We start from the raw sequence: 15399 nt of genomic DNA, 5'->3' as shown, positions 1-15399 counted from the left end.
ATCGTCTCCTTGACTCGCGTCACTTGGTGAGAGTGAGGGTGTCGATGTCGAAGAGCGCTCCGGCCCCACCGCTGAAGGTGAGGAACAGCGCCCCGGACGAACCGGTGCCGGTCAGGGAGGTGGAGACGTTCTGGAAGGTCTCCCAGCCGCCGGTGTTGGGTACGGCGACGCTGCCGAGGACGGCTCCGGTGGCCGAGCCCGAGCGGATGGTGATGGTGCCGCCCGCGCCGGCCGAGGAGATCTTCGCGGAGAAGGTCTTGGTGCCGGCCGTCGGGACGGAGGCGTAACCGGCCCAGTCGCCGTTCTCGATGTGGCCGAGCGTGTTGCCGCCGCTCGCCGGGGCGTGAGCGGCCGCCTGGACGCCCTGGCCCGAGCTGAACGACTCGCCCTCGACGGTCTGGCTCGACCCGCTGGTGCCGGTGGTGAAGGTGAAGGCGTCCACGTCGAAGAGGTTGCCCTGGCCGGTCACGCCCTTGAAGACGAGGAACAACTCCGTCGTCCCGGTGGGGGCGTTGGTGATGTTCCCCGACACGTCGACGAAGTTCTCCCAGCCGCCGGTCGGGGCGACGGCCACCGAGCCGAGGAGTGTGCCGGTCGCGGAACCGGTGCGCACCTCCAGGGTGCCGCCGACGCCGCCGGACGCGACGCGGGCCGTGAACCGGGTGGCGTTGGCCAGGTTGTACGGCTTGAACGCGACCCAGTCGCCGTTGTCGGTGAAGCCGACGGTGCTGCCGCCCTCGGCGTTGGCGTGCGCGGCGACCTGGATGCCGCCCTGGTTGCCGAAGTGCTCGGCCTGGCGGTGCCGGGGCTGGAGGATACGGACGCTGTGCGAGGTCAGCCCGGCGGCGTCGGTGTACTCGGCGTCGAAGACCCCGTAGATGTTGGCCGCGCTGTCGTGCTCACCGTCGGCGGGCACGTTCAGATTGCCGGAGCAGCCGGTGGCCTGGGTGATCTGGTGCCGGTGCTCGTCGTGGCCGAGCAGATAGGTGACCTTGACCTTGGAGCAGTCGATGGTCCCGTCCTCCGGGTCGCTGACGGTGACCTGGAAGGGCACGGTGTCACCGAAGGAGAACAGCTGGCCGTCCTTGGGGCTTCCGAGGGTCACGGTCGGCGCGGTGTTGCCCGCCGTGACGACCAGACTCGCGGTGCCGGTCAGCCCTTCGGGGTCACGCACGGTGAGCGTGGGCCGGAAGGTGCCGTTGGTGGTGTAGGTGTGGCTCGGGTTGGCGGCCGTGGACGTGGTGCCGTCGCCGAAGTTCCACGAGTAGGTGAGGGCCTTGCCCTCGGGGTCGGTGCTGCCGGCCGAGGAGAACGCGACGGTCAGCGGGGTGGGTCCGGACACCTTGTCGGCGGCGGCCTTGGCGACGGGGTTGCGGTTGGCCCCGCCGACGTACTCGACGCGGTACAGGGCCTGGTTGTTGCCGCCGGTGCCGTAGTCGAGGACGTACAGCGCGCCGTCGGGGCCGAAGGCCTGGTCCATCACCTGCGTGCCGGTCCAGGGGAAGGCCTCGATGACACCGGGGGTGCCGTCGGACTTGACCTCGATCGCCTTGATCCACTTACGGCCGTACTCACCGGCGAAGAAGCGGCCGTCGAGCGACTGCGGGAACTTCACGTTCGAGTTGAGGTTGGCGTCGTAACGGTAGACCGGGCCGCCCATGGGCGACTCGGAGCCGCCGCCGAACTCGGGCGGGGAGCCCGCGTCACCGCCGTACTTGATCCAGCTCGACTTGGCGGCGGGCAGGGTCGCCAGACCGGTGTTGCGGAACGAGTTGTTCGCGGGCGCGGCGCAGTTGTACTTCGCGGCGGAGGGGCCGCTGGGGAAGGTGAACTCGCTGTACGTCTCGCTGGAGGTGTTGGTGCCGGTGCAGTACGGCCAGCCGTAGTTGCCCGGTCCGGTGATGCGGTTGAACTCGACCTGGCCGCTGGGACCGCGGCTCGCGTTGGTGACACCCGCGTCGGGGCCGTAGTCGCCGAGGTAGACGATGCCGGTGGCCTTGTCGACGGACATCCGGAAGGGGTTGCGGAAGCCCATCGCGTAGATCTCGGGACGGGTCCGCGCGGTGCCGGGCGCGAAGAGGTTGCCGGACGGCACGGTGTAGCCGCCGGCCGCCGTCGGCTTGATCCGCAGGACCTTGCCGCGCAGGTCGTTGGTGTTGCCGGAGGAGCGCTGGGCGTCGAACTGCGGGTTGCGGTCGGTCCGTTCGTCGATCGGGGAGTAGCCCGAGGACTCGAACGGGTTCGTGTCGTCGCCCGTGGTCAGGTAGAGGTTGCCCTGCGCGTCGAAGTCGATGTCACCGCCGACGTGGCAGCACTGGCCGCGGTCGTTGGGTACTTCGAGTACGACCTTCTCGCTGGCCAGGTCGAGCGTGTTGTCGCTCTTGAGCGTGAAGCGCGAGAGGTTGAGGTGGCCCTTCCACGCCTCGAAGGACGCGGCGTTGCCGGTGACCGGCGCGTCGCCGCCCGGGGTGCTGAGCTTGGGCGAGTAGTACAGGTACAGATACCGGTTGCTCTGGAAGTTCGGGTCGGCGGCTATCCCCTGGAGGCCTTCCTCGTCATGGGTGTAGACGTCGAGCTTTCCCGCCGACTTGGTGTTGCCCGCGGGGTCCGTGTAGCGGACCGTTCCGTCCCTCGCCGTGTGCACGACGGCACGGTCGGGCAGTACGGCGAGTGACATCGCCTCGCCCAACTCGGCCGAACCGAGCGCGAGTTGTACCTGCTGGTAGTCGCCGGCCGGAATGTCGGCGGATGCTGCGGGTGCTGCCTCGTGGCCGGGGTGACCCGGGTGGGCCCCGGCGGTGGGGACGCTGATCGCGCCACCACCCACCACCAGACCCAGTACCGCGAGCCACCTCAGCCACTTCTGTCTCGGGCGCGGCCGTCCTGAGAGTCCTGACATCGAGCTTCCTTCCTTACCTGATCATGGGGGGTGAGGCAGGCGGAAGCGCGGGCGAGCGCGCCACCGTGTCTCACTCAGGGAGGAACCTGCCGCCCGGGTGATGTCCCGTCACCCGGATTGCAGCCGTACTGATCTGTGCAAGGGCATGTGATGCGGCACCGAACATTCGCGGGAAACCCGCGAGAGTTTCGCATGCTGGCAACGGGCCACTAATTTGTCAAGGGTCTATCCAAATGGGCTTGACCTGCTACGGGTTCGACAGCGCGCGAGGAGCAGCGTGGCGCGGCGTGCGCGGCCCCCGAGACTCATTGGGGGATTGCGTTCGCACACTGAACAAATACGACGGGCGCCGCGGGTGACGGCCGGTGCGACGGCGGCTCCTGAGGAGAACCTCACTGTCGCGGTGGAGGTGGCTACACCCCACGATCTGCCGTCCAGCCCCCGTGATCTCGCGGGCCCGATGGATCAAGCTCGTCTCATCGGCCGGGACGTGGCCGGGGGCACGTACGAGGAGGGATTCAACCATGAGCCGCGAGATGACCGCCGCAGCCACGGAGACGGAGACCAGGACCGGAACGGCGACCCTGACCTGGCCGCGGACCGGCACCACGGTCACCGGCACCGGGGCCGGCACCGGCACGGGGAGGCACGGCCGCCGCGTCGTGGCCGCCGCGCTGCTGGCCCCCGCGCTGTTCGCCACCGCCGTTCCCGTCGCCGCCGCGCGGGAGGCACTGGGCGGCGGTGTGCGGCACCAAGTCGACCTGCTGGTCGAGCGGGACGGGGTGCCCGGCGCGCTCGCCCACGTCAACGGCCGTACTTTCACGGCGGGAACGGCGGAGCTCGGCACGGACCGGCCGATCGTCGGCGCCGACGCCCACTTCCGACTGGCCAGCGACACCAAGGCGTTCACCGCGGCCGCCGTGATGCGTCTGGTGGCCGACGGCAAGGTACGGCTCGACTCGCCCGCCCGGCGCTATGTCCCGCAGCTGGCGGAGAACCCCGTCACCGTACGGGAGTTGCTGAAGCAGCGGAGCGGACTGCCCGAGTACAGCGATCTGATCGACTGGTCGGACGGCCCGTACACGGACGAGGACTGTCTCGCGCTCGCGCTCGCCAAGGGCCAGGACTTCGAACCCGGCTCGGACTGGGCGTACTCCAACACCAACTACCTGGTCCTGGGCCTGGTGATCGACAACACCTCCGGGGAGGACTACCGCGGCTACATCGAGCGGACCGTGCTGCGCCCCCTCGGCCTGAGGGACACCTACTGGCCCGCGCCCGGCGAGCCGACCCTGCGCGGCCCGCACGCCCGCGACTACGGCCACCACCCGGCCGATCCGGAGGGGGGTGTGGTCGACATGACGGAACTGCCGGGTCACGGGTTCGGCCCCTCCGGTGGTCTGGTGTCCACCCCGAAGGATCTCAACGCCTTCTGGGAAGGGCTCTTCGACGGGCGGCTGCTCCCCGGCTGGGCGGTTCGCCAGATGACGGACGACACGACGGACGTCGGCGGGCTGGATGTCTATCCGCAGGGCAGCCGTTACGGCTACGGGGTCGCGAGCATCCCGCTGAGCTGCGGCGGCGAGTACTGGGGCCACGGCGGTGACCTGCCGGGGAACTCGGTGGGCGGGAGCCACGCCACCACCGGCCGGGGCGATGTCACCGTCTCCACCACGACGGCCGCGGCGTCGGGCGATCGGCTGCGCCACTTGCGGGGAGCGGTGGACGCGGCGCTGTGCACGGGACGCCAGGGCGTGTCCCAGTAACACCAACCCCCGTTGTCCGGACCGGGCGGCGCCGCTCCTGACCGGGAGCGGCGCCGCCCGGTCACCCCGGGAGGTCACCGGCAGTCATCAGGGGTCGCTCTTCGCCGGAGGTGTACACCCGCGGGGTGATTGCCCTGGAAGCGCCGACAACCGAGTACAACCCTTCGTGGAGTTCGAGGGTCTACCAAGTGCGAGCAAACCGCTCTCGGAGTCACAAGGGGGAAATAATGGGAATCACGCGTAATGCGGCGTCCGCAGGAGTGTTGACCGCACTGCTGGTCGGCGCCACCGCCACGTTCGGTGCCACCGCGCAGGCCGCGCCCAATGTCACACCGCAGGGGGTCTGCGGCAGCGGCTACAAGACCGTGAACTCGGCTCCCATCGGTTCACAGGGCACGGTCTACCTCACGTACAACTCGGCGAACGGCAAGAACTGCGTCGCGACCATCCGCACCAACCCGGGCACCGCCAAGAGCATGTCGGCGTACATCTACGTACCCGACACCGACGAGTGGGCCGACGACTCCGGGAACTTCACGTCGTACGCGGGTCCGAGCCGTGTGTACGGCAAGGGCCACTGCGTCAGCTGGGGCGGCAACATCGCCAACGTGTACGTCTCGGTGGAGAACTCCAACTGCGCGGCCCTGAAGGAGCGCCGGGTCACCACCGTCCGCTGACCCGGTCCGGTCCCGCGTCAACGAGTCTCCGCGCCACCCCGCGGGTTCGGCTTCTCCGGACCTCCACGCGGACGCCTTCGGGAAGGCGTCCGCGCGTCGCGGGGTGGCGCGGGGCTCTGTGGAGACCCCGAGTTCAGTCCCGGACGACCGCCCCCTGGCCGGCCCACGGGCTGTCGACGGACCAGATCGTGTCCTCGGTGAACATGGCCGGGTCGTCCCAGGCACGCGCGCCGCCCCGAGTCGCCATCCAGACCTCCGAGTTGATGTGCCGCAGATAGCTTCCCGCCATGTTGTACGCCGCCAGCCGTACTCCCCCGCTCGCGGGCAGCGCGCAGAACGTGGCGTCGGCCCGGAAGAGCGCCGACCCGTCGCCCGCCTCCTTGTACACGCGGAAGTCACGGTGTCGCAGATACTGCCCGGGATAGTTGAGGGACTCGAAGGAGTAGCAGCCGCTGCCCGCGAGTCCGGGGACGATCTTCCAGGTGGCGTCGGACTTCAGCAGGCCGTCGCTGTTCGCGTCGACGGGCGCGGTGAAGGCGAGCCCGTCCTGATGGCGGAGGTACTTGCCGGTGTGGCCGGGTGTCGTCACGCGGAGCGACTTGTACTGCCCGGTGGGCAGCGTGACCGGTGCCGGCGGGTTGCGTGAGGCTTCGACGAGGGCGAGGTTGGCGGCCCGGAGGCGGGCCGCGTCGACCTTGACCACCTGCCGGTCGTAGGTCAGCAGGCCGTTGGCCTCGTTCTCCACATCGGTGATCTCGGTGTAGACGGACGCGGACAGTCCGCTGGGCATCTGGTTCTCGCGGATGGTGTCGATGAGGCCGACGAGACGGTTGTTAAGCGCGGCGACGCTCGCCTGGTCCTCGTAGCTGAAGCCGCCGCCGGGGTACCACTCATGTCCCGGTACCTTCCAGCCGAGCCCGCCGAACTCGCCGAGGACGGCCGCGCGGGTGGCCGTCGGTGTGGTGGTGCCCGGACCGACGTAGACATGGTTGTCGATGACGTCGCCGTTGCCGCCGTCGACGGAGCCGCAGCAGTTGACGCCGCTCATGTTGTTGACGAGGCGGGAGGGATCGTACGCCTTGACCTCGTTCGCGATCCTGGCCTGGTCGTACTGGCCCCAGCCCTCGTTCTGATTGACCCACATGACCAGCGACGGCGAGCTGCGGTGCTGGTCGATGATCCGGTCGTACTCCGCCTCCCACTGCACCCGCGCGGCACTGTCCGGGGTCCGGGTGTCCATCGCCGGCATGTCCTGCCATACCAGCAGCCCGAGCCGGTCCGCCCAGTAGAACCAGCGCTGCGGCTCCACCTTGATGTGTTTGCGGACCATGTTGAAGCCCAGGTCCTTGTGCTTCTGGAGGTCGTACCGCAACGCCTCGTCACTGGGCGCGGTGTAGATGCCGTCCGGCCAGTAGCCCTGGTCCAGCGTGCCGGTCTGGAAGACGAACTTGCCGTTGAGCAGCGGGCGTTGGACACCGCCGACCTTGCCGACGGAGACGGAGCGCATTCCGGCGTAGCTGCCGACGGAGTCGACGGCCGTGCCGCCCGTGCCGGACAGCAGGTCGGCCTTGACGTCGTAGAGGAACGGGTCCTCGGGGGTCCACAGGCGCGGGTTCGGGATGGCCACCGAGAACTGGCTGTTCACGGGGCCGGTGGCGGTGGCGACCGTCGTGCCGCCGGAGGAGACGGTCACCCTTGCGGTCTGGCCGGCGATACCGGCGCCTCGGACGGTGACCTTCAGCGTGTTGTCGGAGAGGCTGGGCACCAGGTCGAGCCGGGTGATGTGGGCGGACGCGGTGGGCTCGATCCAGACGGTCTGCCAGATGCCGGACGCGGCCGTGTAGAAGATGCCTCCGCCGGGATGGGGGGTGACGTCGTTGACGCGCTGCTTGCCGACGGCCTGGCCGCCGGCCTGGGACGGGTCGAAGACGGAGACGACGACGGTGTTGGTACCCGTCGTCAGCAGGGGCGTGATGTCGTAGGTGAACGCGTCGAAGCCGCCGCTGTGGGCGGCGCCGGCCTGCCGGCCGTTGACCCAGACCGTCGTCTGCCAGTCACTGGCACCGAAGTTCAGCTGGACGCGGCGGCCGTTCCAGCCCGCCGGCACCGTGAAGTTCCGCTTGTACCAGAGTTTGTCGCTCTGGGTGATCTTGCGCTGGATACCGGAGAGCGCCGACTCGGCGACGAACGGGACCCGGATCTGCTCGGGGAACGAGGCGGGCTGCCCGGCGTTCGCACCGGTGACGGCGAAGTCCCAGATGCCGTTGAGGTTGACCCAGTCGGGGCGGGTGAGCTGGGGGCGCGGATACTCCGGCAGCGGGTTGTCGACCGGGACCTGATTCGTCCACGGGGTGGTCATCGGGGAGGGCTTGGGCTGCCAGGCGCCGGCCTTCGCCTCGGCGGGACCGGCGGCCATCACGAGGCTGGCGCAGAGGAGGAGCAGAGCGCCGAGCCAGGCGGTCGCGCGGTCGCAGGGACCGGCGGCGGTGCCGGCGGTACCGGCGCTTCTGGTGGCCCTGGGGTTTCTGGTGCTTCTGGGGGTGGTGGGGTGGGCTGTGGGGGTGGGGCGTGACAGCGGGCTGTACGGGTCGTACGAGGCGTACATGGTCGATTGCCCTCCTCGGTGATACGGGCGAGGACGGTGCTGGTGCGGCCCGTAGGCATCTTTTACATCGTTGGAAGAGGGCTGTACAGCCTCGCCGCACGACCGGTTCCGCCGGGCTGCGGGGCGGCGTGGCAGACGTGATGATGGCACTGCCCGCAGCGCGGTCCGCGCGGCGGGCAGTGCCCGTCGACGAACGTGCGAGCGACCCAGTCACCAGGAGGACCACCCATGAGCGTCACCCCCGAGGACCCGACGGTCGCCGCGTTCGTCTCCGCGATCAACAGCGGCGACCGCGACGCCCTCTTCGCCCTCCTGACCCCGAACGCCACGATGACCGACGACGGGAGCGAGCGGGATCTCGCGGGCTGGGTGGACAAGGAGATCTTCTCCGTCGGCGGCCGGATGGACGTCGAGACCGCGTCCGACGGGGGCCGCTCCCTGACAGCGACGTTCACGAACGCGACGTACGGCAGCATGCGGACGCGCTGGGCCTTCACGGTCACCGACGGCCGTATCAGCCGCTTCGACACGGGTCAGGCCTAGGAGCCCGCTGTCGCCGGGGCCGGACGGGTCCGCGGAGGGGACGGAACCGGGGAGCGTCACCGGCGGGTGCGCCGAGGTCCGGGCCGTCGTCCCCGTACGCGGTGAGTACGCGCGCCCGCGACTCGGCGGGACCGCGGCGGGGTGCGGGACGACGGATCTGACGTCGTCCACCGCGCGTGGTTGGGAGCGATGAGTCCGGGGCGATCTCCGAGTCAGTACCGGTACAGGGCAGCACTGCCGACGAACCGTGAAGAGGAGAAACCGATGCGCCATCCGACGCCCCACCCCGCGCTCAGCCGCCTGGACGCCCCCGTGGGCGAGTGGGACATGTGGGCGGCCGGGCTCAAGGCGGGTCCCGTCCGGACGGAGTTCGCCTGGCTGGAGGGTGGCGCGTTCCTGATCCAGCGCACGGACATCGGGGACTCGACGGAGCTTCCGCCGGAGTGGCGGGCGAACGCGCCCTTCCCCACGAGCACGATCATCGGTTACGACGACACGGCCGACGAGTTCACGACGCTGTACGCCGACGGCCGGGGCGTCGCGCGGGTCTACCGTACGAGCCTGACCGCCGGCGTCTGGAAGCAGTGGCGCGCGGCGACCGGCTTCCACCAGCGGTTCACCGGGACGTTCGACGCGTCCGGCGACACGATCAGGGGCGGCTGGGAGCGGTCGGAGGACGGCGAGTTCTGGGCGACCGACTTCGACGTGACGTACGTCCGGCCCGGCGTCCGGCCGCCGTCGCCGTCGCCGTCGTCGGACGGGCCGGCCTAGGCACCGTCGGTCCGGCGACGGGAGCAGCGTGCCCTCTGTCGCTCGTCGCCCGTCGCCCGTTGCTTGAGGGCGCCGCGCGGGGCAGGTCAGTCGCCGAGTTCATGGCCCGTCGTCGCGTCGACATGGTCGGGGATCTCGTCGTGCCGGTCCCCGACCGTCGACGTCCCCGAAGGCTCGAACATCATGATCGCCGTCCGCGTGGCGGCGTACGGCTTGTGCTCCGTACCCCGGGGGACCGTGAACACCGCTCCCCGGGGCAGCACGACCGTGCGCTCGCCCGCGGGCTCACGCAGGGAGATGGACAGCTCGCCTTCGAGGACGAGGAAGAACTCGTCCGTGTCCTCGTGGACGTGCCAGACATGCTCGCCCTCGACCTTGGCGACGCGGACGTCGTAGTCGTTGACACGCGTCACGATACGGGGGCTCCACAGGGCGTCGAAGGAGGTCAGCGCCTTGTCGAGGGAGATGGGTCGTTCGGTTCCGTGGCTCATGCGCCCATGCTGGTCCCTTCCACGCGGCCGGGGTGAGTGCTAGGAATCGCATATGACGCAAGAATCCTCGCAGGGACCGCGCCGGGACGCCCCTCCGCGCGTCCACCGGGTCGTGGTGATCGTGGACGAGAACTCGAACCCGTTCGAGCTCGGCTGCGCGACCGAGGTCTTCGGACTGCGCCGACCCGAGATCGGCCGTGATCTCTACGACTTCCGCCTCTGCTCCCCCGAGCCGAGCACCCCGATGCGGGACGGGTTCTTCACGCTCACGGGCGTCGCCGAGCTGGCGGTGGCCGACACGGCGGACACCTTGATCGTCCCCAACCGGCCCGACGTAGAAGTGCCGCGCCGCACTGCCGTGCTCGACGCCGTCCGGCGGGCCCACGCGCGGGGCGCGCGCCTGGTCGGCTTCTGCAGCGGCGCCTTCACCCTGGCCGAGGCGGGGGTGCTCGACGGGCGCCGGGCCACGGCACACTGGCAGTGGGCCGACTCCTTCCGGGCCCGCTTCCCCTCCGTACGGCTCGAATCGGATGTGCTGTTCGTCGACGACGGGGACATCCTGACGGCGGCGGGGAGCGCCGCCGCGCTCGACCTCGGGCTGCATCTGGTCCGACGCGACCACGGGGCCGAGGTCGCCAACTCCGTGAGCCGGCGGCTGGTCTTCGCGGCGCACCGGGACGGCGGGCAGCGGCAGTTCGTGGAGCGTCCGGTGCCGGATCCGCCGGACGAGTCGCTCGCTCCCGTGCTGGCCTGGGCACAGGAGCGACTGGACTCCCCGCTCGCGGTGGCCGACCTCGCGGCGCGTGCCTCGGTCAGCGCCGCGACACTGCACCGCCGCTTCCAGGCGCAGCTCGGGACGACGCCGCTGGCGTGGCTCACCGGTGAACGGGTCGCTCTCGCCTGCCGGTTGATCGAACGGGGTGAGTCACGCTTCGAGCTGGTGGCGCGTCGCAGCGGCCTCGGCACGGCGGCGAATCTGCGGACCCTGATCCGCCGGGAGACCGGTCTGACACCGTCGGCCTACCAGCGCCGCTTCGGCCCCGGCCCCACCCTGACGCCGGCGGATCTTCCATGACCGGGACACCGGAGACTCGACACCGTACGCCCGGGACGAGAGCGCTCCGCCGCCCCGGGCCGACCCGCGAAGATCCGCCGCGCAGGATCTGACGGGTCACCGATCCACCGCGCCCGCCATCTCTTCGGCCTCCTTGACGTCCTGAACGGCGGCGTCACCGCCGTCGTCGTCGCCACCGCCGTCGAGAACCGCCGCTATCAGTTCCGCGAACTCCTCCGGCGACGCTATGCGTGTGCCGAGTTGTTCGGCCTTCTCCCGCTTGGACCCGGCGTTCTCACCGGCGACCAGCAAGGACGTGCGCTTGGAGACGCTGGAGGAGGACTTGCCGCCCGCCCGCTCGATCAGTTCGTTCATCTGGTTGCGCGAGAGCTTCTCCAGCGGTCCCGTCATGGCGCCGGTGACCACCACGGTCATCCCGTCCAACGGGCCGCTCCCCGCCCGGACTTCGCCGTCCCCGGGGTCCGTCGGGTCGTCCGACGGCGGCGTCGCGCCGGGCTCGACCATGTTGACCCCGGCGGCACGCAGCTTCTCGACGAGGCCCGCCAGCTCGGCCAGCTCCGCCACGATCACCGGAGCCTTCTCGACGCCGATCCCGTCGACCCGCTGCATCGCCTCCTCGTCCGCTGCACACAGCACGTCCATGGTGGCGAAGTGCCGTGCGATCCGCCGGGACATGGAGCGGCCGGTGCCACGGACGCCGAGAGCGGCCAGAACCCGGGAGAGCGGCTGTCCCTTGGCCCGCTCGATCGCGGCCAGGAGATTGTCCGTGCTGGTCTCCCCCATCCGGTCGAGCCCGAGGATCTGCTCGCGGGTGAGGGTGAACAGGTCGCCGATGTCCCCGACGAGACCGGAGTCCACGAGCTGGACGACGCGGGTCGCGCCCAGGCCCTCGATGTCGAACTGGTCGCGCCCGGCGGCGTACGAGATGGAGGCGACGACATGGCAGTTACGGCCCCGGACACAGCGCCACCGCTGCTCCGAGGTGTCGATCTCCGAGCCGCACTGGGGGCAGACCTCGGGGAACACGATGGCTGTCTCGTCGCCGGTACGGAGGTGCGCCACGGGCGCCTCGACCCGGGGGATGATGTCGCCCGCCTTGTAGACCATCACGTGGTCGCCGATCCGCAGGTCACGGCGGGTGATGTCGTTCGGGTTGTGGAGGGTGGCGTAGGTGACCGTCGATCCGTCTATCTCGACCGGCTCCAGGACGGCGCGGGGCGCGACGGTGCCCGTCCGGCCGACGTTCCACTCCACGTCCAGCAGCCGCGTCACCTTCTCGACGGCCGGGAGCTTCCAGGCGATCGCCCAGCGGGGCGCGCGGGAGCCCGATCCGGCGGCCAGTTGGTCGGCCGCCGCGTCGGCCTTGATGACGATGCCGTCGATACCGAACGGCAGCTCCGGGCAGAGCGCCGCGATCTCGTCCACGCGCCCGCGCACGGCCTCGGGGTCGGTCACCGTCCTGGGCGGGACGGTGGTGCCGGCCGTGGTGTGCACGCCCAGAGCCGCCACGAAGGCCAGCACCTCGCTGTGCGGCAGCTCCGCCAGAGAGGCGGCAGGCCCGTCGGCGGTCCCGGCGAGGGGCAGGGCCGCGTAGGCGAAGAAGGTCATCTCCACCTGGTACGGACGGTCCTTCGCCCGCACGCTCCCTGCCGCCGCGCTGCGCGGATTGGCGAACGGCGTCCCGCCGTGGCCGGTGCGGAGCGTGTTGGCCCGCTCGAACTGCTCCACGGTCATCAGGACCTCGCCCCGCACCTCGAGGGTGACGGGCTCCTTGAGCCGGTCGGGCAGGCCCTCGATCATCCCGATCGCGTGCGAGACGTCCTCGCCCGCGAGCCCGTCCCCGCGCGTGATGAGCCGGGCCAGGCGCCCGTCCTCGTACCTGGCGGCGACGGCCAGGCCGTCCAGCTTCGGCTCGACGCTCCAGCTCCCGACCGGGCGCCCGATCCGCCGCTCCAGCGACGCGGCCCAGGCGGTGAACTCCTCGCCGCCGAAAACGTTGTCCAGGGAGAGCATCGGCACCGTGTGCGGTACGTCCCCGACGACCGCGCCGCCCGCCACCTTCCCGCTGGGCGAGTCGGCGGAGATCTCGTCGGGATGAGCCTCCTCGTAGGCGGCTATCCCCCGCGCCAGGCGGTCGTAGGCGTCGTCGTCGAGGGCGCTCTCGCCCGTCGCGTAATAGGCGGCGGCGGCCTTCGTCGCGGTCTCGACCGCCACGGCGTAGGCGGCTGCGTCGACAAGTACGGCTGCGGGTGTCGTCATGTCCCTCATCTTGCCGCGCACCACTGACAATGCCCCTGCCCACGGCGGGACAGGGGCTTGACCAGGCACTTTGTCAGTGGTCTGGGCCCGGGCGCGCTCTCAGTCGGCGAGTTCGCCCAGGAGGTTCCAGGTGCGGCGGCGGTCGGCCTCCCCCGCGATCTCCGTGCCCGCGAAGACCACCTCCGTCGCTCCCGCGTCCCGGTAGCGCCGTACCTCGGCCGCCACCGTCCGCTCGTCGCCGATCACGGAGACATCGACGGCGCGGGTGCCGCCGGAGAGTCCGATCGCCCGCGCGTAGGACGGGATCTGCTCGTAGAACGCGAGCGCCTCGGTGGCCGACGCACGTACCGTCTCGACGTCGTCGGTGACCACACCGTGCACGAGCGCCACGATCCGGGGCGCGGGGCGCCCCGCGGCCTCCGCCGCCGCGGTGACGGCCGGCACGATGTGCTCGGCCAGCGCACGCGGACCGGCGAGGTACGGCAGGATGCCGTCGGCCAGCTCCCCGCTGACTCTCAGCGCCTGTGGCCCCATCGCCGCGACCAGCAGGGGCACACCGGCGTCGGCTCCGGGCACTCGCGCGGAGAGGGGGGTGTGCGCGGTGAGCAGTTCGCCCTCGAAGTCGGCGTTGCCGGTCTCGGTCAACTGGCGCAGCGCGGTGAGGAATTCACGCAGGCGCGCGACAGGGCGTTCGAAGGGGATGCCGAAGCCGCCCTCGCTGAGGAACTTGGTGCCGAGCGCGAGGCCGAGGTGGTAGCGGCCGTGGGTGGCCGCCTGCGCGGTGAGTGCCTGGCTCGACACGGTCAGCGGGTGCCGTCCGAACACGGGTATCGCGGACGTGCCCACCTGGAGGGCCGGTACCTCACGTCCCACGATCGCCGCGAGTTGGGGCGAGTCGGCGCCGAAGGTCTGGCCGAACCAGGCGGACCGCAGTCCCGCCGCCGCGGCCTCCTCGGCGAGCCGTACGGTGGCGTCGATCTGGTTGTCGGGATCGGTCGTGTTGAGTGCTACTCCCACAGTCATGTCCCGAGAACCGTCGCCCGCCGGTCACCCATTCCGGTCCTGTGTGACGGCTGTGTGACGGCTCGCCGTGGCCCCGGGGTCCCGACCCGCTGTGGACGCCCGCGCCCCAACTCGCCCTGGGCGCCCGGGTCTCGGCCGCCGGCAGGCGCCGGGGAGGTCTCAGTGCGCGATCGAGTCGATCAGCTCGCGTGCTCCCTGCCGGAGCAGGGCCACGGCCACCGACGTGCCGAGGGTCGCCGGGTCGAGCGGCCCCGCCCACTCGTGCGCGTTGAGGACCGTCTTGCCGTCCGGGGTGAAGACCCGGGCGCGCAGGGAGAGGCCGCCGCTGCGCTCCGCGTGCGCGAATCCGGCGATGGGGCTGTTGCAGTGCCCCTGGAGGACATGGAGGAACATCCGCTCGGCGGAGGCTTCCTTGTACGTGTCGGGGTCGCCGAGCGAGGAGACGGCGTCGATGGTGTCGGTGTCGTCCTCGCGGCACTGGAGGGCGAGGATCCCGGCGCCGATGGGCGGGCACATGAGGTCCACCGGCAGGGTTTCGGTGATCACGTCGGTGCGCCCGATCCGTTCCAGTCCCGCGGCGGCCAGCAGCAGCGCGTCGGCCTCCCCGGCCGCGAGCTTCTCCAGCCGGCGGTTGGCGTTGCCGCGCATCGGCACGCACATGAGATGCGGGTGCGAGGCGGCGAGCTGGGCGACGCGCCGGACCGACGAGGTACCGATCCTGGTCCCCGCAGGGAGCTCGTCGAGGGTGTGTCCGCCCGGGTGGACCAGGGCGTCGCGGATGTCGTCCCTCTTCAGGAAGGCGGCGAAGACCGTCCCGGCGGGCAGCGGCCGGTCGGCGGGCACGTCCTTGACACAGTGGACCGCGAGGTCGGCCTGTCCGGCGAGGAGGGCGGCGTCGACCTCCTTGGTGAAGGCGCCCTTCCCTTCCACCAGGGACAGGTCGCCCATCCATTTGTCGCCGGTCGTCTTGACGGGGACGACCTCGGTCGCGATACCGGGGTGGAGCGCGGTCAGTTCGGCACGCACACGCTCCACCTGTGCGAGTGCCATCGGCGAGTCGCGGGAGACGATGCGGATCAGTTCTGGGGTGGACATGGCGTTCACCCTAGAGCGTCGGGAGGGCGCTCCCGGCACCCGGTCCGGAAGCCCATCACAGTGGCACGGAAAGCGGGTTGACCGCCTCGGTCAGGTGTACGAGCGGGAGGGCCGCGCTCCGGGGCGGGACCACCGGACTCCGGCGTGTTCGACGGCTCCCCGATCCCGCCGGGCGTACGCCGGGAGGCGTGACGG

Annotated in this window: 11 protein-coding genes; 5 read left to right on the top strand and 6 right to left on the bottom strand. The window is 70.8% G+C overall.

Annotated features, from left to right (window positions below):
- Nucleotides 1–19: 19 nt before the first annotated feature.
- Nucleotides 20–2899 (bottom strand): carbohydrate-binding protein, encoded by a 2880-nt coding sequence (locus tag ACFWU9_RS06200; protein WP_384315200.1) that lies wholly within the window; start codon nt 2897–2899, stop codon nt 20–22.
- 524 nt (nt 2900–3423) lie between these two features.
- Between ACFWU9_RS06200 and ACFWU9_RS06195 the strand changes: the two genes are divergently transcribed.
- Both ACFWU9_RS06195 and ACFWU9_RS06190 read left to right on the top strand, forming a co-directional pair.
- Nucleotides 3424–4665: a serine hydrolase domain-containing protein gene (locus ACFWU9_RS06195; protein WP_384315199.1), complete on the top strand. Its 1242-nt coding sequence runs from the start codon at nt 3424–3426 to the stop codon at nt 4663–4665.
- A 227-nt stretch (nt 4666–4892) separates the two neighbouring features.
- Nucleotides 4893–5342 (top strand): spore-associated protein, encoded by a 450-nt coding sequence (locus ACFWU9_RS06190; RefSeq protein ID WP_384315198.1) that lies wholly within the window; start codon nt 4893–4895, stop codon nt 5340–5342.
- A gap of 133 nt (nt 5343–5475) precedes the next feature.
- Here the strand turns inward: ACFWU9_RS06190 and ACFWU9_RS06185 are convergent, their stop codons facing one another.
- A complete protein-coding gene (locus tag ACFWU9_RS06185; RefSeq protein WP_384315351.1) occupies nt 5476–7758 on the bottom strand; it encodes an AbfB domain-containing protein in 2283 nt (760 codons plus the stop codon).
- Nucleotides 7759–8175: 417 nt separating this feature from the next.
- Here ACFWU9_RS06185 and ACFWU9_RS06180 point away from each other — a divergent pair, with 417 nt between their 5' ends.
- Both ACFWU9_RS06180 and ACFWU9_RS06175 read left to right on the top strand, forming a co-directional pair.
- The gene (locus tag ACFWU9_RS06180; protein WP_384315197.1) at nt 8176–8490 is read left to right on the top strand and encodes a nuclear transport factor 2 family protein; all 315 of its coding nucleotides are present in this window, start codon (nt 8176–8178) and stop codon (nt 8488–8490) included.
- Nucleotides 8491–8754: 264 nt separating this feature from the next.
- On the top strand, nt 8755–9261 hold the full coding sequence (locus tag ACFWU9_RS06175; RefSeq protein ID WP_384315196.1) for a hypothetical protein: 507 nt from the start codon (nt 8755–8757) through the stop codon (nt 9259–9261).
- Between the two features lie 86 nt (nt 9262–9347).
- Here the strand turns inward: ACFWU9_RS06175 and ACFWU9_RS06170 are convergent, their stop codons facing one another.
- The gene (locus tag ACFWU9_RS06170; RefSeq protein ID WP_384315195.1) at nt 9348–9752 is read right to left on the bottom strand and encodes a cupin domain-containing protein; all 405 of its coding nucleotides are present in this window, start codon (nt 9750–9752) and stop codon (nt 9348–9350) included.
- A 52-nt stretch (nt 9753–9804) separates the two neighbouring features.
- On the opposite strand from ACFWU9_RS06170, the gene ACFWU9_RS06165 reads away from it, so the two are divergent.
- Nucleotides 9805–10827 carry a GlxA family transcriptional regulator gene (locus ACFWU9_RS06165; RefSeq protein WP_384315194.1) on the top strand — a complete coding sequence of 341 codons (1023 nt, stop codon included), beginning with the start codon at nt 9805–9807 and terminating at the stop codon, nt 10825–10827.
- Nucleotides 10828–10923: 96 nt separating this feature from the next.
- On the opposite strand, the gene ligA is transcribed toward ACFWU9_RS06165, so the two are convergent.
- The 3 genes from ligA to hemC form a co-directional block, all read right to left on the bottom strand.
- Nucleotides 10924–13095, bottom strand: a complete 2172-nt coding sequence (gene ligA, locus ACFWU9_RS06160) for an NAD-dependent DNA ligase LigA (RefSeq protein WP_384315193.1) — start codon at nt 13093–13095, stop codon at nt 10924–10926.
- 90 nt (nt 13096–13185) lie between these two features.
- Complete coding sequence (locus tag ACFWU9_RS06155) at nt 13186–14109, bottom strand: LLM class F420-dependent oxidoreductase (RefSeq protein WP_384315192.1); 924 nt, start codon at nt 14107–14109, stop codon at nt 13186–13188.
- A gap of 159 nt (nt 14110–14268) precedes the next feature.
- The gene (hemC, locus tag ACFWU9_RS06150) at nt 14269–15204 is read right to left on the bottom strand and encodes a hydroxymethylbilane synthase (RefSeq protein ID WP_384315191.1); all 936 of its coding nucleotides are present in this window, start codon (nt 15202–15204) and stop codon (nt 14269–14271) included.
- Nucleotides 15205–15399: the final 195 nt, after the last annotated feature.

The organism is Streptomyces sp. NPDC058653, assembly GCF_042716895.1.
Taxonomy (GTDB): Bacteria; Actinomycetota; Actinomycetes; order Streptomycetales; family Streptomycetaceae; genus Streptomyces.
The sequence above is the reverse complement of the archived record's forward strand: the minus strand, read 5'-3'. Positions and strand labels throughout refer to the sequence as shown.

What these genes read in the sequence shown, in the direction of transcription:
- ACFWU9_RS06200 (WP_384315200.1), bottom strand. Translation starts at nt 2,899, where the DNA reads ATGTCAGGACTCTCAGGACGGCCGCGCCCGAGACAGAAGTGGCTGAGG.
- ACFWU9_RS06195 (WP_384315199.1), top strand. Translation starts at nt 3,424, where the DNA reads ATGAGCCGCGAGATGACCGCCGCAGCCACGGAGACGGAGACCAGGACC.
- ACFWU9_RS06190 (WP_384315198.1), top strand. Translation starts at nt 4,893, where the DNA reads ATGGGAATCACGCGTAATGCGGCGTCCGCAGGAGTGTTGACCGCACTG.
- ACFWU9_RS06185 (WP_384315351.1), bottom strand. Translation starts at nt 7,758, where the DNA reads ATGGCCGCCGGTCCCGCCGAGGCGAAGGCCGGCGCCTGGCAGCCCAAG.
- ACFWU9_RS06180 (WP_384315197.1), top strand. Translation starts at nt 8,176, where the DNA reads ATGAGCGTCACCCCCGAGGACCCGACGGTCGCCGCGTTCGTCTCCGCG.
- ACFWU9_RS06175 (WP_384315196.1), top strand. Translation starts at nt 8,755, where the DNA reads ATGCGCCATCCGACGCCCCACCCCGCGCTCAGCCGCCTGGACGCCCCC.
- ACFWU9_RS06170 (WP_384315195.1), bottom strand. Translation starts at nt 9,752, where the DNA reads ATGAGCCACGGAACCGAACGACCCATCTCCCTCGACAAGGCGCTGACC.
- ACFWU9_RS06165 (WP_384315194.1), top strand. Translation starts at nt 9,805, where the DNA reads ATGACGCAAGAATCCTCGCAGGGACCGCGCCGGGACGCCCCTCCGCGC.
- ligA (WP_384315193.1), bottom strand. Translation starts at nt 13,095, where the DNA reads ATGAGGGACATGACGACACCCGCAGCCGTACTTGTCGACGCAGCCGCC.
- ACFWU9_RS06155 (WP_384315192.1), bottom strand. Translation starts at nt 14,109, where the DNA reads ATGACTGTGGGAGTAGCACTCAACACGACCGATCCCGACAACCAGATC.
- hemC (WP_384315191.1), bottom strand. Translation starts at nt 15,204, where the DNA reads ATGTCCACCCCAGAACTGATCCGCATCGTCTCCCGCGACTCGCCGATG.